Origin of the sequence: Ruminococcoides bili, assembly GCF_040093295.1 — a bacterium.
In the GTDB taxonomy this organism is placed as follows: domain Bacteria; phylum Bacillota; class Clostridia; order Oscillospirales; family Acutalibacteraceae; genus Ruminococcoides; species Ruminococcoides intestinale_A.
The window spans coordinates 46,237-72,407 of sequence record NZ_JBBNJY010000006.1 but is presented as its reverse complement, the minus strand read 5'-3'; the positions used below and the strand labels follow the sequence as shown (position 1 = coordinate 72,407).

Below are 26,171 nucleotides of genomic sequence, written 5' to 3'. Positions count from 1 at the left end.
ATAATGAAAAAATTTATTGCTTAATTAATCGGAAATTAATCAGAAATCAATTTCAAGGTCATAGTAGCAAGCCTTAAGGAGTTTTTCCATTTCTTCCTGACTTGGCTGACGAGGGTTAGAGCCTGTGCAAGCGTCTGCGATAGCATTCTTAGCTGTTTCGGGGAGCTTATCCATAAACTCTTTTTCGTCGATAATGCTTACATCAGCCTTAACACCGCCCGGACCGTAGTTCTTAATAGCCTGCGGAATGTCGAGCTGATCGTTCATTGAGCGAAGCTCTGCGATAAGTGCGTCAACGAGTTCTTCTGTTGTTTCGCCCTTAAGGTCGATGAATTTAGCAATCTGTGCATAACGCTCGGCTGCTGTAGCATCTTTGGAATTATATTTAATTACCTTAGGAAGGTACATAGCATTTGCACAGCCGTGAATAATGTGACCGCCCGAGAATGCAGCACCTGTCTTATGAGCCATTGAGTGAACAATACCGAGAAGAGCGTTTGAGAATGCCATACCTGCAAGGCACTGTGCATTGTGCATAGCATCACGAGCGTCCATATCGCCTTCATATGACTTTTTAAGGTCGTTGTGAATCATCTTAATTGCGTGAAGTGCAAGAGCATCTGTATAATCACAGTTAAGAGTAGATACATATGCCTCAATTGCGTGTGTCATAGCATCCATACCTGTATGTGCTGTAAGCTTTTTAGGCATAGTTTCAGCAAGTGACGGATCAACAATAGCTACATCAGGAGTAATATTGAAGTCGGCAAGCGGATACTTGATACCCTTGTCGTAGTCGGTAATTACAGAGAAAGCCGTAACCTCTGTAGCTGTACCGGAAGTTGACGGAATAGCACAGAATTTTGCTTTCTGTCTTAATTTAGGGAAGCTGAACGGTGTGATAAGATCCTCAAATGTGATTTCAGGATACTCATAGAATGCCCACATAGCCTTTGCCGCATCAATCGGTGAGCCGCCGCCCATTGCTACAATCCAGTCAGGCTCAAACTCTCTCATAACGGCTGCGCCCTTCATAACTGTATCAACAGATGGGTCAGGCTCAACACCCTCAAAGAGTTTAACTTCCATTCCTGCTTCTTTTAAATAATCAACAGCCTTGTCAAGGAAACCGTTACGCTTCATTGAGCCGCCGCCTACTACTACAATTGCTTTTTTGCCTTCGAGTGTTTTTAAACTTGAAAGAGCATCTTTTCCGTGATAAAGATCTCTTGGTAATGTGAATCTGTACATTATTATGACCCCCTAATAGGAAATATTAGTCACTTTTTCATTGACTAAGGATATTATAACACCTTTTATTTCCAAAGTAAAGGGTTTTTAAGTAAAATTTATGTGAAAATATAGAAAAGTTTTTATTACATCACAAATATTATTATATATAATCACAGAACAGTCACATTATAACCCGTAAATGTTATCAACATCGTTTGCATACTCTTTTACGAGCTCAAGAAAATGCTTTGCAACGGGATTGGTAGCGGATTTACTCCACGCCATAACATAAGAAATGCTTGTGTCAGCATCGCTTAGCGGTATGCTTGAACAGCTTTTGTCCGATGAAAAATTCAGCAGTGAACTCGGAACAATAGAAATTCCCATACCCGCCGCCACTGCCATATACATACTTTTTACATCGTCAAATGTATTTGTGATTTTGGGTGAAATATGGAAAGTGCGGTATAAATCCATAACCTCCATATACAGTATGGGAGAAACATTTTCAGAAAGAAGTACAAGTTTTTCGTTTGCAAGGTCAGCCATAGAAATATTTTTCTGCTTTGCCGCAGTATTTGTTTTGTCCGCAATTACATAAAGCTGTTCGCTGTGGGTTACTATAGACTCGACAGATGAGCTTTCGGGCAGCATATCCCTCGGCATAAAGCAAAAGTCATAATCGCCGCCGAGTACATTGCCGTTTTCCGAACCGTCAAGTTCTTTTACATCAACCGTAATATCGGGATAACGCTTGCGAAATTCTTTTATGCATTTTGTCGGAAACGAAAAAGAGGTTTGGTCGCACGCAACCGTAATTCTTCCCTTTCCTCCGTCATGCATCTGCTTTATTATAGATGTGGCTTTGTTCAAGGTTTCTACAATTTCTATTGCGTACGGCAACAAAGTCTTGCCCTCGTTTGTAAGGAGAACATCACGGTGCGAGCGTATAAAAAGCTGTACCCCAAATTCTTTTTCAAGGTCTATTATATATCGGCTTACTGTTGACTGCGAAACATAATTACGCCTTGCCGCCTCAGAAAAATTCAGAGTGCGTGCCACAGAGATAAAGCACTTTAACTGATTTATGTCCATAAATAAAGTTTCCTTTCGCTAATTGTATCTTGTTATGCAGGAAGTGAATAAATAAGTCGAAATCGATAAATAATTACATTAAAACTTTAGTTGACCAATTCTTTCCTTTCTGCTATAATTTGAGTATAGCATAATAGTATGCAAAAATCAAATAATAATCAAATACTATAAATAATTATGCGGCAAGGAGCAGTTATGAAAAAAATAGTTATTACAGGTATGGGCGCAGTTACACCTATCGGCATAGGTGTAGATACTTACTGGAAAAATATCACAGCAGGCGTGTCGGGTATAGACACAATCAAAAGTTTTGACGCATCTGAACTTGCGGTTCAGATTGCGGGCGAAGTAAAGAATTTTAACCCATCGGATTATATGCCGAAAGACTTAATCAGAAAAACGGATCCGTTTATGCAGTATGCATATATTGCTGCAGAGGAGGCTTTAAAGCAGAGCAACCTTGAAATTGAACCTGAACGCACAGGTATTGTAATGGGTACAGCTATGAACGGCATTGCTACAATTGCGTTCACTCAAGACGCACTTTCGGGCGCTGCACATAAAAAGGTAGGACCGAGATTTATTCCTAAAATTCTCGGCAACATTGCCGCTGCAAATATCGCAATCGACCACAATATTCAAGGTCCAAGCCTTACCGTAAGCACAGCTTGTTCATCGGGCGGCGATGCAATCAACACAGCTTGTATGTGTATACAGACAGGCAAAGCCGATGTAATGCTCGCTGTCGGTGCGGAGTCGGTTCTCTGTCCGCTTGTAATTTATTCGCTTGCAAACGCAAAGGCACTTTCACGCAGAAACGACTCCCCCGCTACCGCAAGCAGACCTTTTGATGTTACCCGTGACGGTTTTGTAATCGGAGAGGGCGGCGGTGCGCTTGTTCTCGAAACCGAGGAGCACGCACTTGCAAGAGGCGCAAAGATTTACGGCGAAGTTCTCGGCTGCGGCAACACAGATGATGCTTACCATGTAACAGCTCCGCATCCGGAAGGAAGAGGCGCTATTGCTTGTATGAAACAGGCTATTGCACAGGCAAATATCGACGCATCACAGATAGGTTATGTAAATGCTCACGGCACAGCTACCAATAAGGGCGATACTGTAGAAACCGCATCAATCAAAAGTGTGTTCAGTGACAAACTTCCGTATGTAAGTTCAACTAAGGGCGCTACAGGCCATATGATGGGCGCAGGCGGCATTACAGAAGTTATTACCTGTGTAAAGGCTATTGAAACAGGAGTAATTCCGCCGACAATCAACTTAAATGAAGTTGACCCAGAGTGCAGCGGAATAGACTTTGTCGCTAACACAGCAAAGAAAGCCGAAATAGATTATGCTATGTCGAACGCATTTGGCTTCGGCGGACAGAATTCAAGCATTATTGTAGGCAGATACAAGGGATAATCCCTAATGATATAAAGGAGAAATTTATGCAGTTAACTTATGATTCAGATATGTTTGTAAAAACATTTGAAAGCGAATTTACATGGCTTAACGGCTTTATGAGAAATGTTCGCCGTTTTGGCAATAGAACAGCTGTTATTGACCCTGCCCGTAACATAAAGTGGACATATACAGAATTAAACACAGCTGCAAATAAGTTTGCAAATGCCATGAAAGCAGACGGTGTTAAAAAGGGCGATGTTGTATTTATGCAGCTTTTTAACTCTACACAATTTTTGCTTGGATATATATCACCGCAAAAACTCGGAGCTATCGGTAATCCCGCAAACTTTAATCTTTCTCCGGGCGAAACGGCGGAAATCATCGGTCACAACAAACCTACTGTATATGTGTATGACACAGAAATCCTTGATACAGTTGTAAAGGCTCTTGAAATCACTTCTCATACTCCAAAGGTAATTATCGCCGTAAACAACTCCGGTAAAGAAATCGAGCTTCCGCAGGGACATATTCTTTTTGAGGACTATATAAAAAATGCCTCCGAAGAAAATCCGCCTGTAGATTTTGAGCCGCATATATATGATGAGGTTGTTCGTTTGCAGACTTCGGGCACAACAGGCACACCAAAGGGTGTTCCGCTCAACAATGTAAACGAAGTGCTTTCGGCACACGATGTAATTATGCATTTCCCGCTCAACCCTACCGACATTACAATGAATATGACGCCGTGGTTCCACCGTGGCGGTTTACATTCGGGCGGTCCTACCCCTACTTTGTATGTAGGCGGATGTATTGTAATTATGCGTAATTTTAACCCTAAGACCTGCCTTGAATATGTAGAGAGCAATAAGATTACTTTTATAACAGGTGTACCGTCAATTCTCACTCTGCTTGCAAGCCGACAGGAAAAGCACCCTAAGAATATTTCTTCTTTAAAGGGTATAATAACTATGGGCAGTCCGCTTGAAAAAGAGGCTTGTATTCGTTTTCAGAATGTGCTTACACCTAATATTTTTAACGGCTACGGCACAACAGAAACATTTTGGAATACATTTTTACGCCCGTATGATTTACCTGAAATGGCAGGTTCTGCAGGTCGTTCATGTACCGATGATGAGGTAAGAATCGTAAATGTTTACGATGAGGGAAAAGCAAATCCCGATGATACTGTTCCTTGTGACGGCAAGACAGAGGGCGAAATAATTATTAAGTGCCCCGGTAAGACAACCTATTGCTATGTAGGCAACGAAAAAGCCTCAAAGGATAAATTTGCCGACGGCTGGATGTACACAGGCGATGTAGGCACTTGGGACGAAAATCAATTTATCACAATTTCGGGCAGAAAAGATGATATGATTATCAGCAAGGGCGAAAATATCTACCCTGCAAGAATCGAAGAGGCTATCAATAAGCACCCTAAAGTTTCGGAATGTATAGTAACCGGTGTGCCTGACAGTGTTCGTGGCGAAAGCGTTGCAGCCTATGTTATTCCCGAGGACGAAAGCCTTACTGCCAAGGAGCTTTTTGAATTTTGCGCAAATTCCCCTGACATTTCAAAATATCAGGCTCCGAGATATTACCGCTTTGTGACAGAATTGCCACACACGGCGACAGGTAAAAAGCAGCACTTCAAAATAAGACAGCAGGCTAAAGAAGATTTGAAAAACGGTTTGCTTATTAAAAAATAAAGGGTGATTTTTTGCAGATAAAACCATATTCAAGAAGAATCAATTACTATGAAACCGATATGATGAGCATAGTCCATCATTCAAATTATATCAGGTTCTTTGAGGAAGCACGATGTGACTTTATGGAGCAAATCGGCTGCGATGTAAGAGCACTTGAGGATAAAGGTGTTTCTATTGCCGTTGTTGACGCATACGCAAAGTACATTGTGCCGTTGAAATTTGACGATAAGGTTTACATCACAACAAAACTTACTAAGATGTCGGCAGCAAAAATGGAATTTGAATACGAAATCAGATTTGCTGATACCGACATTCTCGCAACAGTAGGCAAAACATCACATTGCTGTGTAAACCGCTCAAACAAACCTATGCCTATTAAAAAAGCTGACGCAAACTTGTACGAAACATTGCAAAATTTAATATAAGTTCTTTATTAAAGGTTTGTTGAATTGTTGCTTAGCGTAATGCTTTGTCAAGTAATTATAAAAATTTGCCAAAACACAATTCATTAAAGTACCGACATAAAACAGAACCGATAAAATAAGCAACCCTCTGTAAGTAAAAACTTACAGAGGGTTTGTTGTTCAGTATGGATTTTAAGTTGGATTTGACTTTATAATTTACTTTTGTCAACAAAGTGGCTGATTAAATCTTTACGGGTTACAATGCCTATGAATACTCCCGAATCATCTGTGACAGGGATAAAGTTCTGATTCAAGGCTCTCTCGTAAAGCTCTTTCATATCAACGCTTATTTTTACAGACGGGTTGAAGTCGGTGCGGATAAGGTCACGCACAAAATACTTTTCCTGCGATTTCATACCCTGCGTTTGCTTTTCGACTATGTACCATAAAAAGTCGCCCTCACTGACTGTGCCGACATACTTGCCGTATTCGTCAATAACAGGTACTGCGGTGTAGCTGTGCGCTTTCATTTTTTCAAGTGCCTGTCTTATGGTGCTGTCTTCATAAATATAAGCCACTGTTTCTTTTGGTTTTAATAGCATTACAATGTTCATTTTATTTCACCGAATTAACTTTCAGATTTGGCGGTCATATATATTTTGCCTATTGCAAATATAATTGCAAACAATAAAAGCGGCGGGTCTTGCTCAAGCAAGCCTGTAAGAATAAAAATTATACTCGGAAAAATTGCCGTCATCATATGCAGTGTGTGGTTTCTGCTGCGATAAAACATTATACAACTTACAATGTGCAGTAAAATTAAAAATACCATTGAAACAATCCAAAAGTTGCGCATTGTTTCCGACAAAAATCCTTTACCCTGTATTCCGAATCCGCATACCATACAGAAGATTACCGCAAAACCGCCGATTTGTTCAAATGCTTTTAATCCTCTGTTTACCGTGTCTTTCGGCGGCTTGTACTTTTTGTCAATACATCTGAAAATCACCCAAATTATAAATAAAGCCGCAATAACGGGTATTCCGTAAAAATTAAAAAATTGCATTAAATCATCCTAAATATATTGTTTGTTTTTATTAATTCTATCACAGTTTTTGATAATTCTCAAGTGCTTTATTCTACAAATTATCGCAAAATATATATTTTTTACAACAAAAGTGCATAAGTGACAGAATTGTAAATTGATTTTTCAGAAAAAAGATTGTATTATATTAAAGTACACATTTTTGTGAATAGAAAATTTTGGAGGAGATTTTTTGAACACCGAGAAAAAGCGAAAACGCTTTAGAATAAGCGGAAAGCTTATTTTTAATATAATAGTTCTTGGCATTACCTTTTATCTTATAGTCTTTTTCTGCGTTTCCGAAAACGGAATGATTGACTTGCTTTCTTCACCCGACGGTTTTATATGGGGATGGATAATTGCAGGCATAGTCGCATTTGATATGAATATAGTTATAGACAGTATTGTAACGCAGATACTTATTAGAATACAATATCCCGATTTCAGATTTATTGACGCTCTCAAAGTTGCGCTGGTCGGTGTTTTTTTCGGTGCTGTCACTCCGTCCAACACAGGCGGACAACCTATGCAGTTGTATCTTCTTTCAAAAATGAAAGTCGGAGTCGGGTTCGGCTCGGCGTGTATGACGCAAAAATTTGTTTATTATCAGATTGTTACGGGAGTATTCAGCGTACTTGCCATTATAATAAAGTTTGATTATTTTAAAGCGGCTTTTACCAATATATGGTCTACCCTGTTTATCGTACTCGGCTTTTTGACCCAAACAGTTGTTACCGTTTTGTTTTTGGTTGTATCGTTCAGTCCGAAAATTACAGGTAAAATTATTAAGTTTATAGATAAAATTTTACATAAATTCAAATTTATCAAAAATCCGGATAAAAAAGTGAAATCGCTTAAAGAGCAGGTTGAGCTTTTCCATACAGGCAACAAACTGCTTTATGAAAATAAAAAGCGTATGATGTTGCTTTATGCTCTCGTTGCACTGCAAGTAATTGCTATCCTCTCTGTTCCGTATTTTGTATATCTTTCTTTTGATATGCACAGCATTGCCGTTGAGCAAGGTCAGGTTCCGCTTAATTTTCTTGATACAATTTGTATTCAGTCGTTTGTGCTCTTTACTTCAAACCTTGTGCCTCTGCCGGGCGCATCCGGCGGCGCAGAGCTTGCGTTTACAATGTACTTTGGCCCGTTCTTTGTTGTTGGACTTGCAAACAAAATTAAGCCTGCAATCCTGTTGTGGAGATTTATTACATATTACGGCGCAATATTAATTTCCGCTCCGTTCTCTTACCTTACAAAGGGCAAAAGAATTGATGACGCCATTAAGGAAAATGAATTTTCCGACGAAAACGAACTTGAAGAAATAAAAACAGAATAAGCATAATTTTACTGTTCGGCACATTAAAAAGCAATGATAATGTGCCGAACTTTCTTTTATGTAAATCAAATAAATAATTGCGGCAGAAATATGCAATATTTTTTGAAGAATATTGCAAAAAAACTTGTTTTTGGTTCAATTCTGATTTATAATTATAAAGTAATAAGAGTGAAAGAGGAGATTTATATGGTTACACTTGATAAAATCTATCACGCATCTTATGTACTTAAAGATGTAGTTATCCCTACCCCGCTTGTTAAGGCAACCGCTATCAGCGATGATTGCGAAGTTTACCTTAAGCCTGAGAATTTGCAGATTACAGGTTCGTTTAAGGTAAGAGGCTCGGGATATAAGATTTCTCAGCTCACAGAAGAAGAAAAGAAGCGTGGTGTTATTGCTTGCTCGGCAGGTAATCACGCTCAAGGTGTTGCGCTTGCCGCAACAAAATACGGTATTAAATCACTTATCTGCTTGCCTGACGGCGCTCCGATCTCTAAGGTTGAGGCTACAAAGGGCTACGGCGCAGAGGTTTGTATGGTACCGGGTGTGTATGACGATGCCTACAATAAGGCTTGTGAGCTTCGTGACGAACATAACTATACTTTTATTCATCCGTTTGACGATGAAAATGTAATTGCAGGTCAGGGTACAATCGGTATTGAAATTCTTGAAGAATTGCCTGACGCAGACGCTGTAGTTTGTGCTATCGGCGGCGGTGGACTTATCTCGGGTGTTGCTTGCGCAATCAAGAGCCTTAACCCTAACATCAAGGTTTACGGTGTTCAGGCAGAGGGTGCTCCGTCAATGTACGAGTCAATCAAACAAGGTAAGCCTGTTCATCTTGACAAGGTATCAACTGTTGCTGACGGTATTCAGGTTAAAGAACCGGGTGAGCACACATTTAAGTATGTTCAGAAGTATGTCGATGACATTGTAACCGTAACCGATGATGAAATTTCATCTGCTATTTTAAAACTTATTGAATCACAGAAGATGATTGCCGAGGGCGCAGGCGCTGCACCTCTCGCAGCTGTAATGTTCAACAAACTTCCTGTAAAGGGCAAAAAAGTTGTTTGCGTAATTTCGGGCGGCAACATTGATGTTACTATCCTTTCAAGAGTAATTAAGCGTGGTCTTTTAAGATCGGGCAGATCACAGACACTTTGCATTGAACTTCAGGATAAACCGGGTCAGCTCAAGCAGGTAGCCGATATTATCGCTGACAAGGGCGGAAATGTTATTTCTATCCACCACGAGCGTGCAAGCGAGGGTACTGATATTAACGGCTGTTACCTAAGAATTGTACTTGAAACAAGAAACTTTGACCATGTAAAAGAAATTACAGACGCACTTATTAACGCAGGCTTTAAGCTTGTATAATATATGGAGGAATTTATTATGGAAAAAATCTATACAAAAAATGCTCCCGATGCTATCGGCCCATATTCACAGGCAGTTGTAGTAAACGGTCTTGTATTTACATCAGGTCAGATTGCTATTAATCCTGCAAGCGGCAATGTTGAGGCTGCAACAATTGAGGCACAGACAGAACAGGTTTGCACAAACCTTAAGAATGTTCTCGAGGCTTCCGGCAGTTCACTTGAAAAGGCTGTAAAGACAGTTTGTTTCTTAAAGGATATGAACGATTTTGCCGCATTCAACGCTGTATATGGCAAGTATTTCACAGAAAAGCCTGCCCGTTCCTGCGTAGCTGTAAAACAGCTCCCAAAGGATGTTCTCGTTGAAGTTGAAGTAATCGCCGAAGTTTAATTCTGTATAAAATCTGTTGATTTTTTCAAAACAAAAACCTGCACTTTAATTATAGAGTGCAGGTTTTTTGCTTAGTAAACTGCTTTAGATAAATGATCATAAGCCGCAGACAGTATTCTTTTTGAGCTTTCATATTCAAAAGTATTGTAAGCCTCATCAAACGCTAAAAGTTTAACGGCTGATAATTCTGACTTTTGAAATTTTACATTCTGATTTTTATATTCAGCAAGAAAATAAACTATTTGCTTTACTGTATCGACTTTGTTCGGAATTATATGCTCGTCGACTACCCTAAAGCCATCAATAAGATTTGCTTTTACACCGACTTCTTCAAATATTTCTCGTAAGGCGGTTTGTTCTTCAGTTTCATCTGCTTCCATATGCCCTTTTGGAAATCCATGAAAGCCTTGAAGCTGCTTCACAATTAAAAATTTATATTCGTTGTTTTCTTTTGTAAATACAACAGTTCCGCAAGATTTTTCGTATTTCATAGGCTGATTAATTTATTCAATCACAAGTTCAACAGGGCAATGGTCGCTGCCGAAAACTTCTGTGTGAATATCGGCGCTGACAAGTCTTGAATCAAGGGCTTTTGATGTGAGAAAATAGTCAATACGCCAGCCTGCATTCTTTTCTCTCGCTTTAAATCTGTATGACCACCACGAGTATATTCCCTCTCTGTCGGGATAAAAATAGCGGAAAGTATCGGTAAATCCGCTGTCTAAAAGCGCAGTCATTTTACCTCTTTCCTCATCTGTAAAGCCTGCGTTTTTGCGATTTGTCTTAGGATTTTTAAGGTCAATTTCATTATGCGCAACATTGAGGTCGCCGCATACGATTACGGGTTTTGCTTTTTCAAGATTTTTCAGATATTCTCTGAAAGCGTCCTCCCAAACCATTCTGTAATCAAGTCTTAATAACTCGTTTTTGGAATTTGGCGTATAGCAGGTCACAAAGTAATAGTCCTCAAATTCGGCGGTTATCACTCTGCCCTCTTTATCGTGTTCTTCAATTCCAAGTCCGTAGGTTACGCTTATCGGCTCTTCTTTTGTGAAAAGCGCAGTGCCCGAGTACCCCTTTTTTTCGGCGTAGTTCCAATACATATGATAGCCGTCAAGCTGCAAGTCGATCTGTCCTGCCTGCAACTTAGTTTCCTGCAAGCAAAATACATCTGCATTTACTTCATTAAAAAAGTCAAGAAAGCCCTTTGTTACGCAGGCTCTCAGTCCGTTTACATTCCAAGATATAAATTTCTTCATAATTGCTCCTTATCCTATTATTTCTTCCCATTCTGCCTCTTTAAATCCTGTAAGTACCTTATCACCGTTAATGAGAATGGGGCGTTTTACTAACATTCCGTCGGTTGCAAGCAGTTGATATTTTTCTTCAAGCGACATTTGCGGCAGCTTGTCCTTTAAATTCATTGACTTATAAAGCATACCGCTTGTGTTGAAAAACTTTTTAATGTCAAGTCCGCTCATTTCGTGCCATTGCTTTAATTCCTCGACTGTCGGATTATTTTCAACAATGTGTCTGTCCTCGTAATCGGCACCTTTGCTGTCTAAGAAATTCTTAGCCTTTTTGCAGGTCGAACATTTCGGATATTCTAAAAATAACATAATATCACTCCAAATAAAAAATACAACTATAGTATAAAATATTTTCGGCTAATAATCAACATTTTCGGCTCTTTGCTTGAAAATAATTTTGATTTTATATATAATATTTATTATGGATAAGTTTGAACTTTTAAAACAATACTTCGGCCACGATTCGTTTCGTGACGGTCAGGAAAATATAATAGATAATATTTCGAGCGGCAGAGATGCGCTTTGTATTATGCCTACGGGCGGCGGAAAGTCGATTTGCTATCAGATTCCGGCACTTATGTCGGACGGAATTGCAATTGTGATTTCTCCGCTTATTTCGCTGATGAAAGACCAGGTTACTTCGCTTAATCAAAACGGAATCAGAGCGGCATACATCAACAGCACGCTTACTCCCGCCCAACAGTCGAAAGCAATTTATAACGCTATGCGAGGCGAATACAAACTGATTTATGTTGCGCCCGAAAGGCTTGAAGCGCCCGCTTTTCTTAATCTTTGCAACAGTATAAAAATTTCTCTGATTGCGGTTGATGAGGCACACTGTGTGTCGCAATGGGGTCACGACTTTCGCACAAGCTATTTGAAAATATCCGATTTTATTTCTAAACTTGATGACAGACCGGTCGTTTCCGCATTTACGGCAACGGCAACCGACGCTGTAAAAAAGGATATTCTAAATCTGCTCGGTCTTAAAAATCCTTTTGAAATAACAACGGGTTTTGACAGAAAAAATTTGTTCTTCGCCGTAAAGCGTCCGCAAAACAAGCAAAAAGAATTACTCGCCATAGTGAGCGAACACAAAAAACAGAGCGGAATAATTTACTGTGCTACCCGTAAAAATGTAGAAAAAGTCAGCGATTTTCTCAATGAAAACGGCTATGATTCGCTTATTTATCACGCAGGATTGAGCAATGAAATACGAAGCAAAAATCAGGACGATTTCATTAATGACAGATGCAATCTGATTGTTGCAACCAATGCTTTCGGAATGGGAATTGATAAGCCCGATGTGCGCTTTGTGGTGCATTATAATATGCCGAAAAATCTTGAAAACTACTATCAGGAGGCAGGCAGAGCAGGTCGTGACGGCGAAAACTCCGATTGCGTTTTGCTGTACAGCCCCGGTGATGTTCATACACAAAAATTTTTTATTGAAAATAATGACGAAAATGATGAACTGACCGATGAACAGCGTGAAAAAATCAAGAAAAACGATTACTATAAACTTAATAAAATGGTAGGTTACTGTACATCTACCACCTGCCTTAGAAATTATATTCTAAACTACTTCGGTGAGTATCACACAAACGAGTGCAAAAACTGCTCGGCTTGCCTTAAAGAATACAAGCTTACTGATGTAACGGTAGATTCGCAGAAGATTATTTCTTGCATTATACGAACAGGGCAGCAGTTCGGCACTTCTACAATATCCGCCGTGCTTGCAGGCTCAAAAAGCGAGAATATTTACAAATACAGGTTAAATAATCAGTCTACATATGGCATAATGAGTGAGAAGCGCAGAACGGTTATAAACGAGCTTATAACAAGGCTTATTGACGAAGAGTATATAACTCAAACCGAGGACAAATACCCTGTTTTAAAGGTAACGCAAAAATCATATCCGATTTTGAAAGGGCAAAAAAGCCTTACAATGCGCCTCGCCGTTAAAGAGGAGCTGCACAGAGAAATTCAGCATACAGAGGTCGATAAGGTGTTGTTTGACAAACTTAAGGAGCGCAGAAAATATCTTGCGGATAAAGCCAGCGTTCCTCCGTATGTTATATTCAGCGACGCATCTTTGCGTGATATGTGCGCAAAACTTCCGACAAACGAAAATGATTTCTTAAGAATATCCGGTGTCGGTATTAAAAAGCAGGAAAAATACGCAAAAGAATTTATCCAGATTATTAAGGAATATAAGGAAGAAAAGTTTTAAAATACGGCATACCATTTCTATAATTTAACATTGAAATGGTATGCCGTTTCTGATTACAAATCCTGCAAATCTGCGCTTGGAATATCGTTTTCAAGATTATCTCTTGCTAAGTCGTTGTCTATATAAGAATAAAAATTTGAAATAGGTCTTTCGCTGTGCGGTTTACTGTGATACACCTTTTGTGACGGAGGCTGTGTGCCTGCAATAATCGGATTGGCTTTTTCGTTGCTAAGTTTAGCCCCGCCCTGCAATTCGGGTACAATCTCTGCTCTGTTTTTATTTTTATCGTAAATGTTATCTGCTCTGTGCATTCCTTTTTTAGCCATAAAAATCACCTCAAAAGTATTTTGCACAGTAAAAACAGAATTATTAGCATATGAAATAAAGAACCTTACAATAAAAGCGAAATAAACATATAAAAAATCCTGCCTGAAAAATCAGACAGGATTTTGAATTTATTAAAGGATTTAATTAGCAAACACCCTGAGCAATCATTGAATCTGCAACCTTCTCAAAGCCTGCGATGTTAGCACCTACTACATAGTTGCCCTCATAGCCGTACTTCTTAGCAGCATTGTCAATGTTGTGGAAAATATTAACCATAATGTTCTTGAGCTTAGCGTCAACTTCCTCAAATGTCCATGAAAGGCGCTGTGAGTTCTGTGACATCTCAAGAGCAGAAGTAGCAACACCGCCTGCGTTAGCTGCCTTACCCGGAGCGAAGAGTAAACCTGCCTCCTGGATGAGCTTTGTAGCCTCAAGAGTTGTAGGCATATTAGCGCCCTCTGCTACTGCATAGCAACCGTTAGCGATAAGTCTCTTAGCATCGTCAGCGTTAAGCTCGTTCTGTGTAGCACATGGAAGAGCAACATCACACTTAACTGACCAATCGAATTTACCCTCATGGTACTCTGCATTTGGACGGTAGTTCTTGTACTCTGAAAGTCTGCCTCTCTTAACTTCCTTGATTTCCTTAACAGCGTCAAGGTCGATACCCTCTGCATCGTAAACCCAACCTGTTGAATCAGAAAGTGTAACTACCTTAGCACCAAGCTCTGTAGCTTTCTGTGTAGCGTAAATAGCAACATTACCTGCACCAGAAATACAAACTGTAGCACCGTTGATGTCTTTACCGTTGCACTTGAGCATTTCCTCTGTGAAGTAAAGAAGACCGTAACCTGTAGCCTCTGTTCTTGCTAAAGAACCGCCCCAGTTGAGACCCTTACCTGTAAGAACGCCCTCATATACATTTCTGATTCTCTTATACTGACCGAACATATAACCAATCTCACGAGCGCCTGTACCGATGTCGCCTGCAGGAACGTCTGTGTCAGCACCGATGTGCTTGCAAAGCTCTGTCATAAAGCTCTGGCAGAAAGCCATAACTTCGTTGTCGCTCTTGCCCTTAGGGTCAAAGTCAGAGCCGCCCTTACCGCCGCCGATAGGAAGACCTGTTAATGAGTTCTTGAAAATCTGCTCAAAACCGAGGAACTTAATTACACCGAGGTTTACAGACGGATGTAATCTTAAACCGCCCTTGTAAGGTCCGATAGCGCTGTTGAACTGTACACGGAAACCACGGTTTACCTGTACCTTGCCGTTATCGTCAACCCAAGGAACTCTAAACATAATAACACGCTCAGGCTCTGTGATTCTTTCGAGAATTGCGTTCTCCTGATACTTAGGATTAGCCTCAAATACAGGCTCAAGTGATGTTAAAACTTCTGTAGCTGCCTGAATAAACTCAGGTTCATTTGGATTTTTTGCTTTAAGCTTTTCGAGCTGTTCACTTACATACGACATTGTATGTTCCTCCTTATTAATTCAAAACAATTTATCATTACCACAATTAAATATTGTTTGTGGCTTTCGACATATTTATAATACTACTTTTTTAACTGTTTTGCAAGTTTTTTAAATAAAGTTTATAAACTTGTTAATATTTAGCTATTATTTTGTCGAAAATAAAAATATTTTACCTAAGTTATGAAAGTTGCTTGTGCTCGAGTTGCTTTGAAATAAGTTTTTAACATCAACTTACCGTTTTGTATAGTTCATCGGTTGAATTTTTAACATTTGCTTTAGTTGCAAACGCACATAAACAATGATATAATACAAATAGTAATATTTTGAAATGCGGTGATTTTATGGACTACACTAAAAAGCTAAAGGAACTGAGAATCGCAAACGGATATACTCAAGCGGAGATTGCTTTTCTGCTGCATACAAGGCAGGAACAGTACAGCAAATATGAAAGCGGAAAGCGTGAGTTGCCTATAAAGCATTTGATTTCACTTTGTATGATTTACAGAGTGTCAAGTGATTACATTCTCGGTCTTGATAAATTCAATAAATAACGGTTATGTAAATTTTATAGATTAAGAATTAACTCATTGTTCGGATTTTAAAATGATAATTTTATTTTAAAATTTCAAGGAATAACCTATCCCCTTTTAAGGCAAAAAATTACCGCCGACTATTGTCGACGGTTCGTTGCACAATAAAACAGGTCACTTCCGATTTCTCAAAAGTGACCTTTAATTTTTTATCAAATATCGTTTCTTACGATATCTTCGTAGCTTTCTCTCTTAACAATAACTCTTGACTTGCCGTTGTTTACCATAACAATGGCAGGACGAGGGATTCTGTTGTAGTTAGATGCCATTGAGTAGTTATATGCACCTGTTGAAAGAACAGCAAGTGTATCGCCCACTGTAACAGGAGCTACCTGTGTGTGTTCCTGTACAAGGTCGCCGCTCTCACAACATTTGCCGGCTACTGTAACGGTCTGTGTAGCCTCTTTGTCTGCGTGGCTTGCGTTTACTACTGTGTAATCAGACTGATAAAGCGCATATCTGATGTTGTCGGTCATACCGCCGTCGACAGATACATAGGTTCTGATGTCAGGGATTTCTTTGATACCGCCGACGGTGTAAAGCGTAATACCTGCCTCACCGACGATTGAACGGCCCGGCTCAATAAAGATGTAAGGTACAGGCACATTGTGTTCCGCAGCCTTTGCTTTTACGGCAACAGATACTTTTTCCATATAATTCTCATAAGGAACAGGCTCGTCGCTGTTTACATACATAATGCCAAAGCCGCCGCCAAGGTTTAAGTTGCTGATTGTAACACCAAGCTCGTCCTTAATTTTGCCGATGAAGTCCATCATAATTTCTGCAGCTGTAACGAATGGGTCAATATCAAAAATCTGTGAACCGATGTGGCAGTGAAGTTCTGCAAGGTTTACATTTTCATATTCAAGTGCCTTTTTAACAGCCTCAAAAGCCTCGCCTGTTTCAAGTGCAAAGCCGAACTTTGAGTCAATCTGACCTGTTCTGATAAAGTTATGTGTGTGAGCGTCAACACCAGGCTTGATTCTGAATGAAATCTTTGCCTTTTTACCGAGTTTGCTTGCAATTTCGTTTAAAAGCTCAAGCTCGTAAAGGTTGTCGACTACAAATGTGCCGACGCCTGCGTTAAGTGCAAATTCAATTTCAGCGGCTGTTTTATTGTTGCCGTGAAAATGGGTTTTCTCCATAGGAAAACCTGCCTGCTGTGCTGTATAAATCTCGCCGCCCGATACTACATCAAGTCCGAGATGCTCTTCGTTTGCAATTCTGCAAAGCTCCTTACAGCTAAGCGCCTTGCTGGCATAAAGCGGCATACCGTTGCCGTTGTAGAACTTTTTGAAAGACTCAACATATGAACGGCAGGTTGTTCTGATTGTGTTTTCGTCAAGTACATAAAGCGGAGTGCCGTACTCCTTTGCAAGCTCAACTGTGTCGCAACCGCCGATTGTAAGATGTCCTTTTTCGTTAATGTTTAAGCAATCATTTACAAACATTCTCTCATACCTCCTGATATTTACTTGCGCAGCCTTTTATTCGGTCTGCAAAATATGTGACTCTATAAGAGCCTTTATTTCCTCTTTGCCATATCCGTCCTGTGCCGAAAACTCTATCATAGGTAAATCTTCGATTGTGCTGAAAATATCCTGATAGTATTCAAGCTGTAGTTTCTGGTTTGTTTTGTTCAGCTTGTCACGCTTTGTAAGCACTACAGCAAATGGGTAATTACTTCTGTAAAGAAAGTCCACCATCTCAAGGTCGTCATCTGTAGGAGGATGGCGCATATCGAGAATTTGGATAATCAATTTTATATTTCTTTCCTGTGCAAAATAGCCCTCTACAAGCTCTGCCCAGCGTTTCTTTTCGTTTTTAGAAACCTTAGCATAGCCATATCCGGGCAAGTCAACCATACGAAATTCCTTTAATTTATAGAAATTTATAGTAGCGGTTTTACCCGGCTGTGCGCTTACTCTGGCAAGTGCTTTTCTCTGCACAAGTTTGTTTATAAGAGAGGACTTTCCGACATTTGAATGTCCTGAAAAAACAATTTCGGGCATATCAGATTTTGGCAGCTGTTCTTTTGTGCCGGCGGCAAATTCAAATTGTACTTCGTTAAAATTCATTTACCTCACCCCTACTGTCTGATGTTTTCCGATTTGGTAGTTACCGTATTATCGGGAACTGCGTTCCATTGCTTTTCTGAAATTACAGGTACATCGACTATTGCAATCGGGACTACCTGCGAGAAACTTGTAACAGGAATAAAACTTACTTTTTCCTTTACAACAGGGTCTATTTCCTCAAGGTCTGCTTCATTTTCCTTTGGAATGATAACGGTTTTAATGCCCGATTTATATGCAGCCATACTCTTTTCTTTTAAGCCGCCTATCGGCATTACATTGCCTCGTAGGGTAATTTCACCTGTCATTGCAACATCACGCTTTACGGGCTTTCCTGTTAAAGCTGAATAAATGGCGGTTGCCATTGTAATACCCGCCGAAGGACCGTCCTTTGGTACAGCACCCTCGGGAGCGTGAATGTGAATATCTTTATTTTTATAGAACTGCGGATTAATTCCGAGTGAATTTGCGTGACTTCTTATGCAAGTAACGGCAGCCTTTGCCGACTCCTGCATAACATCACCGAGAGAACCCGTAAGCTCAAGTTTGCCCGTGCCATCCATAACCGCAACTTCAATCGGTAAAAGTTCACCGCCGACGCTTGTCCAAGCAAGTCCGTTTACAGTGCCGATTTCGTCCTTCGACGGCAATTTATCGGTTGTAAATTTCTTGTGTCCGAGCATTTCAAGAATTTCTTTGTCTGTAATTTTAAAAGTTTCCTGTTCGTCTTCAAGTTTTTTAACTGCGCATTTACGGAGCACATTTCCGATTAATCTTTCAAGAGTACGAACACCCGCCTCTCTTGTATAAAAATCAATTAGGAAATACAGCGCCGATTGAGTAAATTTAACCTCTTTAGCGGTAAATCCGCACTTTTCAAGCTGCTTTGGAACAAGATGCTTTTTAGCAATATTAAATTTTTCTTCTCTTGTATAGCTGTCAAGCTCAATGATTTCCATTCTGTCACGCAGCGGTGCGGGAATTTGTGATACATCATTGGCTGTTGTAATGAACATTACATTAGACAAATCAAAAGGAATATCAATATAATGGTCAACAAACTTGTTGTTCTGTTCCGAATCGAGGACTTCAAGCAAAGCGGATGTAGGGTCACCTTTATAATCGCTGGCAAGTTTGTCGATTTCGTCAAGAATAAGCACAGGATTGTTTGAACCGGCATTCTGAATTGCAGTCATGATTCTGCCAGGAATTGAACCGATATAGGTTCTTCTGTGACCTCTGATTTCAGCCTCGTCACGCACGCCGCCGAGGGCAATTCTTTGGCTCTTTCTGCCGATAGCCTTTGCAATTGACTGTGCAATCGAGGTTTTGCCGACACCCGGAGGGCCTGCAAAACAGATAATCTGACCGTCCTGCGAGCCTCTCAATTTTGTAACGGCAAGCTGCTCAATGATTCTTTCCTTGATTTTAGCAAGTCCGAAGTGAGATTTATCAAGTTCTTTTCTTAACTTGGTAACGGAAATTTTATCTTTGGTAGCTGTGTTCCACGGAAGGTCAAGCACTGTGTCAAGATAAGTCCTGATTACAGACGCCTCCTGACTTCCGTAAGGCATACGCATAAGTTTTTTGCACTCTTTGATGAGGATATTTTCAGCTTCTTCGGAAAGTTCCAAAGCATAAATTCTTTCGGCGTAAGCCTCTGCCTCTGCGGACGGATTATCGTCCTCGCCGAGTTCTTCTTCAATAATCTTTTTCTGCTCTCTTAGAAAATAATCACGCTGATTTTCTTCAATTCTGTCTCTTGCTTTTTGAACAATATCTTTTTCAATTGAAAGGATATAAGTTTCATTTATAAGAATGTCAAGCAACATATCCAGTCGCTCGGTTTGGTCAAGTTCTTCAAGAATGGTCTGCTTTGCCTGATAATCAAGCACAATGTTGTCAGCTATGTAGTCTGCAAGCTCGCCGCAAGACTTACAAGAGGCAACTTTAAATATAATATCATTCGGAACTCGAGGAGCTACCTTGACATAGTTTTCAAATTCCAATCTGACAGCACGCATCAAACCGAGTTGTTCGGAGGTGTGCTTAAACTTTTTATCCGGATACGGCTCAACTTCGGCCATAAGACAATTTTTATCGAATACAGGAGTTACAATTCCGGCTCTGAATTTGCCCTCAATAACAACTCTTGTTGAGTTGTCGGGCTGTTTGATTACCTGAACAATTTTTGCAACTACGCCTGTTGTGTAGCATTTTGTAATATCCGGGTCGTTTTCGGCAGCGTCTTTCTGTGTAACAAGAAAAATAAGCTGATCGTTTTTCATAGCGGCATTTATAGCACTGATGCTCTTCTTTCTTCCCACATCAAAATGAATGAGCGCTTTCGGAAAAACAACAAGTCCTCTGAGCGGCAGAACGGGCAAAAGTATTAAATTATCGTTTCTATCGTCCATTTTCTATCCTCCCATCACAATTTATTTCACAATTAAATCTAATCAAAAAAAGCTGTATTGTTTTTTCGGCAATACAGCTTTAATTATTTACAATACTTTAAGAAGCTGTGCTTCGTTTTTGACGCTTCTTTGCATCTTGTTTTAAGTTTATTGAAACAGCCGCCTTGTCTTCGTTTCTGAGAAGTTCGGGTTCGCTGCCCTCGGTTACAACCTTTTCTGTGATTGTTACCCTTTCAATAGTCGGATCGGACGGAATTTCAAACATCAGGTTTGTAAGTATTCCCTCCATAATTCCTCTTAGTCCTCTTGCACCTGTTCTCTGTTCCTGCGCTTTTTTGGCAACTGCCTTTAAAGCCTCATCTTCAAATACAAGTTCAACATTGTCAAGCTCAAAGAGTTTTTTATACTGCTGAACAATTGAATTTTTAGGAACTGTAAGGATTTGCACAAGAGCGTCGGTATCAAGACCGCTTAGAGCCGTAATAACGGGAAGTCTGCCGATAAGCTCCGGAATTATGCCGTACTTAACAAGATCGTGTGCAGTAACATCTTTCATCCAATAGGTTTCGTCAAGCTCTTTTTTATCCTGAATAAATGACTCGAAGCCGATTACGGAAGAGCCTTTGCGCTTTGTAACAATCTTTTCAAGACCGTCAAAAGCACCGCCGCAGATAAACAGAATATTCTTTGTGTTTATCTGTAAAAATTCCTGTTGCGGATGTTTTCTGCCGCCCTGCGGAGGCACATTGGAAACAGTACCCTCAATAATTTTGAGCAATGCCTGCTGAACACCTTCACCGCTTACATCACGGGTGATAGACGGATTTTCCGATTTACGGGCAATTTTGTCTATTTCATCAATGTAAATAATGCCTCGCTCTGCTTTTTCAATGTCGAAATCAGCAGCCTGAATAAGCTTTAATAAGATGTTCTCTACATCTTCGCCGACATAGCCAGCCTCCGTAAGTGTGGTGGCATCTGCAATGGCAAACGGAACATCAAGTGCTTTTGCAAGAGTTTGAGCAAGCAAAGTTTTACCTACGCCTGTCGGGCCGAGCAAAAGAACATTACTTTTTGAAAAATCAACATCGGTTTCGTTTGAAAACACTCTCTTGTAGTGGTTATAAACAGCAACGCTGAGCGTAACTTTTGCGGCATCCTGACCGATTACATATTCATCAAGAATTTCCTTGATTTCCTTAGGCTTAAGGAGCTTTGGAATAGAAACGGTATCATCTTTTTTAGCAAGCTCTGCGTCAACCGCTGTGTTCTCGAGTTCTTCTGTCTGCTCAAGAATATTCATACATAAATCAACGCACTGGTCGCAAATATACACGCCGTTGCCTGCAATCAGACGGCCAACCAATTCCTGTGGCTTTCCGCAAAAAGAGCAGTATATTTCTTTTTCGTTGTTTTTGTTTGCCATTAAGATTTCCTCACCTTATCTTTTTTCAATAACCTTATCGATAAGACCGTATTCAAGAGCCTGCTGAGCAGTCATAAAGTTATCTCTGTTAGTATCTCTTGCGATTACATCAATCGGCTGTCCTGTATTATCAGCAAGAATCTGATTAAGACGCTGTTTCATATCAAGAATGTGTCTTGTATGAATTTCCATATCTGTAGCCTGACCTTGTGCACCGCCTGACGGTTGGTGAATCATAATGTCGCTGTTAGGAAGAGCAAGACGCTTGCCCTTAGCACCGGCTGCAAGGAGGAATGCACCCATACTTGCTGCCATACCCATACAGATAGTGGAAACATCACATTTGATGTAATTCATTGTATCAAATATTGCAAATCCATCTGTAACACTGCCGCCGGGGCTGTTGATATAAAGGCAAATATCCTTTGTAGGATCTTGGCTCTCAAGGTAGAGTAGCTGTGCTACTACTACACTTGCACTTGCACTGTTCACTTCTTCTGTGAGCATAACGATTCTGTCATTAAGAAGTCTTGAATAGATGTCGTATGAGCGTTCGCCACGGCTTGTCTGTTCAAGTACATATGGTACTAATGCCATTTGATCAAAACCTTTCATTATAGTAAATAGTAATTAACAAAAACAGGTTAATTATTCAAATTATTTAATAACTACACTGTCCTTTACCATATTAAGAGCCTTTTCAGCCTTAACATCAAGTGTAAGTGTTTCGGCAGGAACTGCACCCTTAACTGTTTCAACATCAACCTTGTAAGCTTCTGCCATCTTGTTGTAAGCCTCGTCAAGGTCAGCGTCTGTTACTTCAATATTCTCTTTCTTAGCGATTGTTTCAAGAGCAAGTCGTAACTGAACTCTCTTTTTAGCCTCGTCGGCATACATCTTCTTTAAGCCGTCAAGGTCAATACCCATATACTGGAGGTATGTGTTCATATCAATACCCTGTGAACGGATTCTCATCTCGAAATCTCTAACCATTTCGTTTACCTGGTTGTCATACATAGCCTGTGGGATTTCGCCCTCAAGAAGTTCGATAAGTTTTTCGGCAATCTGATTGTCCTTATCCTTTTCAGCTTCATCCTCAAGACGGGCAGCGATTGTTTCTTTAAGCTCATCTCTGTATTCTGCTACAGTTTCTTTTTCTGAAACATCCTTTACAAACTCATCGTCAACTTCAGGGAGTTCCTTAGCCTTAATCTCGTGAAGCTTAATCTTGAACTCTGCGTCCTTACCTGCGAGCTCTTCAGCCTGATACTCTTCAGGGAACTTAACATTGATAGAGAACTCTTCATCAGTGCTGTGACCGATAATCTGCTCCTCAAAGCCCGGGATAAAGTTGCCTGAACCGATTGTAAGGTTGTAGTTTTCAGCCTTACCGCCGTCAAATGCAACGCCGTCAACAAAGCCTTCAAAGTCGATAACTGCGATGTCGCCGTTAGCAACAGGTCTGTCCTCAACTGTTACCATTCTTGAGTTACGGTCACGAACCTTCTCGATTTCTTCGTCAATAAGCTCGTCTGTAACTTCTGTTGACTTCTTTGTTACTTCAAAGCCAAGGTAGTTGTTGATTTCCATATCAGGCTCAACAACGATATTTGCCTTGAAAGTAAAGCCGTTCTCAACCTCTGTAACTTCGATAGATTCAACAGCAACAATCTTTACGCCTGCCTCTTCTGCTGCGTTGTAAAGAGCCTCAGGATAGCAATCCTGCATAGCGTCATCATAGAATACTTCTTTGCCGTACATTTTCTCAATAATGTGGCGTGGAGCTTTGCCCTTTCTAAAACCGGGAATGTTAATTTTCTTAACTTCCTTCTTGTAAACTGTGTTAAGTGCTTTTTCAAAAGTTTCTCCGTCAACTGTAACAACTAACTCGTATGAATTAGCCTGCTCAAGTTTTTTACTTTCTTTTAATGCCATTTTTTGAAATCCTCCAAATTTGATTTTTTATACAAATATAATCAGTATCAGTTCATTATAACACAAAAATTCAGTTTTGCCAATACTCAAAAGCAAATTTATGCTTATTATCGTACCAAAATCGGCATAAATGCGAGTCGGTCGCAAGAGATCAGCTTAAAATTTATACCTTTATAATCACCCTCAACGGCATACCGCATATTTGATTTGCCGTGAATGTGTCCGTAATAGCATCTTTTTATATTGTGTTTTAATAATACATTCATAATTTCGCTGCATTCGGTGTTGCAGTAGACAGGCGGATAGTGCAGAAAAACCACAGGCTCAAGCCCTGTTTTTTCCGCCTCTGAAATCGACATTTCAAGTCTGCCTACTTCACGGTTAAGTACCTTTACATCAGCGTCAGACTCATTTTCGAGAAACCATCCTCTTGTACCGCAAATTGCTTTATTGTCGCAAACATAAGTGTTGTTAAAAAGGATATTTATCGAATTAAGTTTGTTATTGTCGAGGAACTTTTCAATTTTACTTTTGGTTCCCCACCAATAATCGTGATTGCCCTTGAGAAAAATTTTCTTGCCGGGCAAATCATTAATATATTTAAAATCGGTATATGTTTGTTCAAGCTTCATTGCCCAGGAAATATCACCCGCAATCATAACCGTATCATCATCGGTAACAAGTGTATTCCAATTTTTTGTAAGCCTTTCGACATAGTTGTCCCAGCCCGCAAAAATATCCATCGGCTTATCTTCGCCGAGTGACAAATGAAGGTCAGCTATCGCAAATAAACTCATTATTTGATGTTAAGTGCATCAAGAACATACTGAGGCATAGAATTAACCTCTGTAACATCTGAGAAACGAGCCTTTTTGTCCTTAAGTGCTGCAAGAGGTGCAGGCACAGGAGCATTTGAAACCTCGAATAGCTTTTCTACCATATCAAATTCATTTTCAGGAAGGTCTGTGCCGTCTGAAACAGCCTCAAGAACAGCCTTAGAGAACTTGTATGGGCTTGCTGTCGATGCGATAACAGACGGAGTTGTGTCGCCTGTCTGCTCAACATACTGCTCATATACATTAACAGCAACTGCTGTATGAGTATCGCAAAGGTAGTTATCTGTATCAAACAAAGCTTTGATTGTAGCCTTTGTCTGCTCATCATCGCAGAAACCGCCGAAGAATTTTGACTTGATTCCAGCCTTGATTTCGTCGGAAACCTCGTACTTGCCTACAGTCTTGAGAGCAGTCATAAGCTCTTTTGTAGTATCGGCATTGTTGCCCGAAAGCTTATAAAGAAGTCTTTCGAGGTTGCTTGATACGAGAATGTCCATTGAAGGTGAAATTGTTGTATAGAAATGTCTGTTTTTGTCATAAACACCTGTCTTAATGAAGTCAGAAAGAACATTGTTTGAGTTTGACGCACAGATGAACTTGTTGATTGGAAGTCCCATAATGCTTGCGTAGTATGATGCAAGAATATTGCCGAAGTTACCTGTCGGAACTACAACATTAATCTTGTCACCCATAGCGATTTTGCCTGCATTTACGAGGTCGCAGTAAGCAGAAATATAGTAAACAATCTGTGGAAGAAGTCTGCCCCAGTTAATTGAGTTTGCAGAGCTGAAAAGCATATTGTTAGCCTCAAGCTTTGCGGAAATTTCAGGAGTAGTAAAGATTTTCTTTACACCTGTCTGTGCATCATCAAAGTTGCCCTTGATAGCGCAAACGGTAACATTGTTTCCTTCCTGTGTGTTCATCTGGTGCTTCTGCATTGGACTTACACCGTCAACAGGATAGAAAACGATAATTTTTGTATGGTCAACATCTTTAAAGCCTTCAAGAGCAGCCTTACCTGTGTCGCCCGATGTGGCAACAAGAATTACTGCATCTTTGCCGTCGTATGTCTTTTTAAGTGATTTTGTAAGAAAATGAGGAAGAATCTGGAGTGCCATATCCTTAAAAGCACAAGTCGGACCGTGCCAAAGTTCAAGAATATTAAGTTCCTTGCCGTTGAGCTTTGCGTAAGCCAAGGGAGCAGGATTGTCACTGCCGAACTTCTCTTTTGTGTAGGCATTTTCAACACAATCGTTGATTTCTTCTTCTGTAAAATCAGAAAGAAAATCAGCGAAAACTTTTTTTGCTCTGCCCTTGTAATCAAGCTTTAAAAGCTCATTAAATGTTTCTGCGGAATATTTAGGAAATTCCTGTGGCACAAAAAGTCCGCCATCCTTAGAAATACCCTGGGCAATTGCCTGAGCGGCCGATACAACTTCGGCTGCATTTTGAGTACTGTTATACAACATATAAATCTTCCTTTCAGAGTTGCTTTACACAAAGTACAT

The 26,171-nt window shown here is 40.0% G+C and carries 25 protein-coding genes; 8 read left to right on the top strand and 17 right to left on the bottom strand.

Annotated features, from left to right (window positions below):
• Positions 1–39 precede the first annotated feature (39 nt).
• Together AAAY30_RS03420 and AAAY30_RS03415 are read right to left on the bottom strand one after the other, a co-directional pair.
• Positions 40–1,251 carry an iron-containing alcohol dehydrogenase gene (locus AAAY30_RS03420; RefSeq protein WP_418331421.1) on the bottom strand — a complete coding sequence of 404 codons (1,212 nt, stop codon included), beginning with the start codon at positions 1,249–1,251 and terminating at the stop codon, positions 40–42.
• Positions 1,252–1,419: 168 nt separating this feature from the next.
• The gene (locus AAAY30_RS03415; RefSeq protein WP_186934763.1) at positions 1,420–2,328 is read right to left on the bottom strand and encodes a LysR family transcriptional regulator; all 909 of its coding nucleotides are present in this window, start codon (positions 2,326–2,328) and stop codon (positions 1,420–1,422) included.
• Between the two features lie 195 nt (positions 2,329–2,523).
• Between AAAY30_RS03415 and fabF the strand changes: the two genes are divergently transcribed.
• Genes fabF through AAAY30_RS03400 form a run of 3 tightly spaced genes read left to right on the top strand, consistent with a single transcriptional unit; the run spans position 2,524 to position 5,863 of the window.
• Positions 2,524–3,750, top strand: coding sequence for a beta-ketoacyl-ACP synthase II (gene fabF, locus AAAY30_RS03410; RefSeq protein WP_499215631.1), 1,227 nt, complete (start codon positions 2,524–2,526; stop codon positions 3,748–3,750).
• A 26-nt stretch (positions 3,751–3,776) separates the two neighbouring features.
• Positions 3,777–5,438 (top strand): class I adenylate-forming enzyme family protein, encoded by a 1,662-nt coding sequence (locus AAAY30_RS03405; protein WP_301965131.1) that lies wholly within the window; start codon positions 3,777–3,779, stop codon positions 5,436–5,438.
• An 11-nt stretch (positions 5,439–5,449) separates the two neighbouring features.
• On the top strand, positions 5,450–5,863 hold the full coding sequence (locus AAAY30_RS03400; RefSeq protein WP_252559749.1) for an acyl-CoA thioesterase: 414 nt from the start codon (positions 5,450–5,452) through the stop codon (positions 5,861–5,863).
• A gap of 188 nt (positions 5,864–6,051) precedes the next feature.
• Here AAAY30_RS03400 and AAAY30_RS03395 read toward each other — a convergent pair whose 3' ends face one another.
• Positions 6,052–6,456 (bottom strand): CBS domain-containing protein, encoded by a 405-nt coding sequence (locus tag AAAY30_RS03395; protein WP_022234263.1) that lies wholly within the window; start codon positions 6,454–6,456, stop codon positions 6,052–6,054.
• 14 nt (positions 6,457–6,470) lie between these two features.
• A complete protein-coding gene (locus tag AAAY30_RS03390; RefSeq protein WP_301965132.1) occupies positions 6,471–6,908 on the bottom strand; it encodes a hypothetical protein in 438 nt (145 codons plus the stop codon).
• A gap of 211 nt (positions 6,909–7,119) precedes the next feature.
• Here AAAY30_RS03390 and AAAY30_RS03385 point away from each other — a divergent pair, with 211 nt between their 5' ends.
• From AAAY30_RS03385 to AAAY30_RS03375, 3 genes are all read left to right on the top strand, one after another.
• Complete coding sequence (locus tag AAAY30_RS03385; protein WP_301965133.1) at positions 7,120–8,265, top strand: lysylphosphatidylglycerol synthase transmembrane domain-containing protein; 1,146 nt, start codon at positions 7,120–7,122, stop codon at positions 8,263–8,265.
• 186 nt (positions 8,266–8,451) lie between these two features.
• Positions 8,452–9,645 (top strand): threonine ammonia-lyase, encoded by a 1,194-nt coding sequence (gene ilvA / locus AAAY30_RS03380; protein WP_186934770.1) that lies wholly within the window; start codon positions 8,452–8,454, stop codon positions 9,643–9,645.
• An 18-nt stretch (positions 9,646–9,663) separates the two neighbouring features.
• Complete coding sequence (locus AAAY30_RS03375; protein WP_022234259.1) at positions 9,664–10,035, top strand: RidA family protein; 372 nt, start codon at positions 9,664–9,666, stop codon at positions 10,033–10,035.
• Positions 10,036–10,106: 71 nt separating this feature from the next.
• On the opposite strand, the gene AAAY30_RS03370 is transcribed toward AAAY30_RS03375, so the two are convergent.
• From AAAY30_RS03370 to AAAY30_RS03360, 3 genes are read right to left on the bottom strand one after another with little or no spacing between them, the layout of a single operon-like run.
• Positions 10,107–10,526, bottom strand: coding sequence for a bis(5'-nucleosyl)-tetraphosphatase (locus tag AAAY30_RS03370; RefSeq protein ID WP_302484214.1), 420 nt, complete (start codon positions 10,524–10,526; stop codon positions 10,107–10,109).
• Between the two features lie 12 nt (positions 10,527–10,538).
• A complete protein-coding gene (locus AAAY30_RS03365) occupies positions 10,539–11,294 on the bottom strand; it encodes an exodeoxyribonuclease III (protein WP_499215630.1) in 756 nt (251 codons plus the stop codon).
• A gap of 9 nt (positions 11,295–11,303) precedes the next feature.
• Positions 11,304–11,654, bottom strand: coding sequence for an arsenate reductase family protein (locus AAAY30_RS03360; RefSeq protein ID WP_366509310.1), 351 nt, complete (start codon positions 11,652–11,654; stop codon positions 11,304–11,306).
• 112 nt (positions 11,655–11,766) lie between these two features.
• Between AAAY30_RS03360 and recQ the strand changes: the two genes are divergently transcribed.
• Positions 11,767–13,578: a DNA helicase RecQ gene (recQ, locus tag AAAY30_RS03355; RefSeq protein ID WP_337782080.1), complete on the top strand. Its 1,812-nt coding sequence runs from the start codon at positions 11,767–11,769 to the stop codon at positions 13,576–13,578.
• Positions 13,579–13,631: 53 nt separating this feature from the next.
• Here recQ and AAAY30_RS03350 read toward each other — a convergent pair whose 3' ends face one another.
• Positions 13,632–13,904, bottom strand: a complete 273-nt coding sequence (locus tag AAAY30_RS03350) for a hypothetical protein (protein ID WP_195410229.1) — start codon at positions 13,902–13,904, stop codon at positions 13,632–13,634.
• Between the two features lie 145 nt (positions 13,905–14,049).
• A complete protein-coding gene (gene gdhA, locus AAAY30_RS03345; protein WP_252559744.1) occupies positions 14,050–15,381 on the bottom strand; it encodes an NADP-specific glutamate dehydrogenase in 1,332 nt (443 codons plus the stop codon).
• A 344-nt stretch (positions 15,382–15,725) separates the two neighbouring features.
• Here gdhA and AAAY30_RS03340 point away from each other — a divergent pair, with 344 nt between their 5' ends.
• On the top strand, positions 15,726–15,935 hold the full coding sequence (locus AAAY30_RS03340) for a helix-turn-helix domain-containing protein (protein ID WP_302484216.1): 210 nt from the start codon (positions 15,726–15,728) through the stop codon (positions 15,933–15,935).
• Between the two features lie 191 nt (positions 15,936–16,126).
• Here AAAY30_RS03340 and lysA read toward each other — a convergent pair whose 3' ends face one another.
• The 8 genes from lysA to thrC all read right to left on the bottom strand — a co-directional run bounded on the left by lysA (position 16,127) and on the right by thrC (position 26,132).
• Entirely contained in the window at positions 16,127–17,425 is a 1,299-nt protein-coding gene (lysA, locus tag AAAY30_RS03335; RefSeq protein WP_302196465.1) for a diaminopimelate decarboxylase, read from the bottom strand.
• A 36-nt stretch (positions 17,426–17,461) separates the two neighbouring features.
• Entirely contained in the window at positions 17,462–18,052 is a 591-nt protein-coding gene (gene yihA, locus AAAY30_RS03330) for a ribosome biogenesis GTP-binding protein YihA/YsxC (protein WP_195410232.1), read from the bottom strand.
• A gap of 11 nt (positions 18,053–18,063) precedes the next feature.
• Entirely contained in the window at positions 18,064–20,466 is a 2,403-nt protein-coding gene (gene lon, locus AAAY30_RS03325; protein WP_499215629.1) for an endopeptidase La, read from the bottom strand.
• A gap of 97 nt (positions 20,467–20,563) precedes the next feature.
• Entirely contained in the window at positions 20,564–21,892 is a 1,329-nt protein-coding gene (clpX, locus tag AAAY30_RS03320) for an ATP-dependent Clp protease ATP-binding subunit ClpX (RefSeq protein ID WP_186934778.1), read from the bottom strand.
• 15 nt (positions 21,893–21,907) lie between these two features.
• Positions 21,908–22,489 carry an ATP-dependent Clp endopeptidase proteolytic subunit ClpP gene (gene clpP, locus AAAY30_RS03315; RefSeq protein WP_022234936.1) on the bottom strand — a complete coding sequence of 194 codons (582 nt, stop codon included), beginning with the start codon at positions 22,487–22,489 and terminating at the stop codon, positions 21,908–21,910.
• 60 nt (positions 22,490–22,549) lie between these two features.
• Complete coding sequence (gene tig / locus AAAY30_RS03310; protein ID WP_186934779.1) at positions 22,550–23,827, bottom strand: trigger factor; 1,278 nt, start codon at positions 23,825–23,827, stop codon at positions 22,550–22,552.
• Positions 23,828–23,934: 107 nt separating this feature from the next.
• The gene (locus AAAY30_RS03305; protein ID WP_022234934.1) at positions 23,935–24,624 is read right to left on the bottom strand and encodes a metallophosphoesterase; all 690 of its coding nucleotides are present in this window, start codon (positions 24,622–24,624) and stop codon (positions 23,935–23,937) included.
• Positions 24,624–26,132, bottom strand: a complete 1,509-nt coding sequence (gene thrC, locus AAAY30_RS03300; protein ID WP_195410235.1) for a threonine synthase — start codon at positions 26,130–26,132, stop codon at positions 24,624–24,626. Before thrC ends, AAAY30_RS03305 begins: the two co-directional genes overlap by 1 nt.
• Between the last annotated feature and the right edge of the window lie 39 nt (positions 26,133–26,171).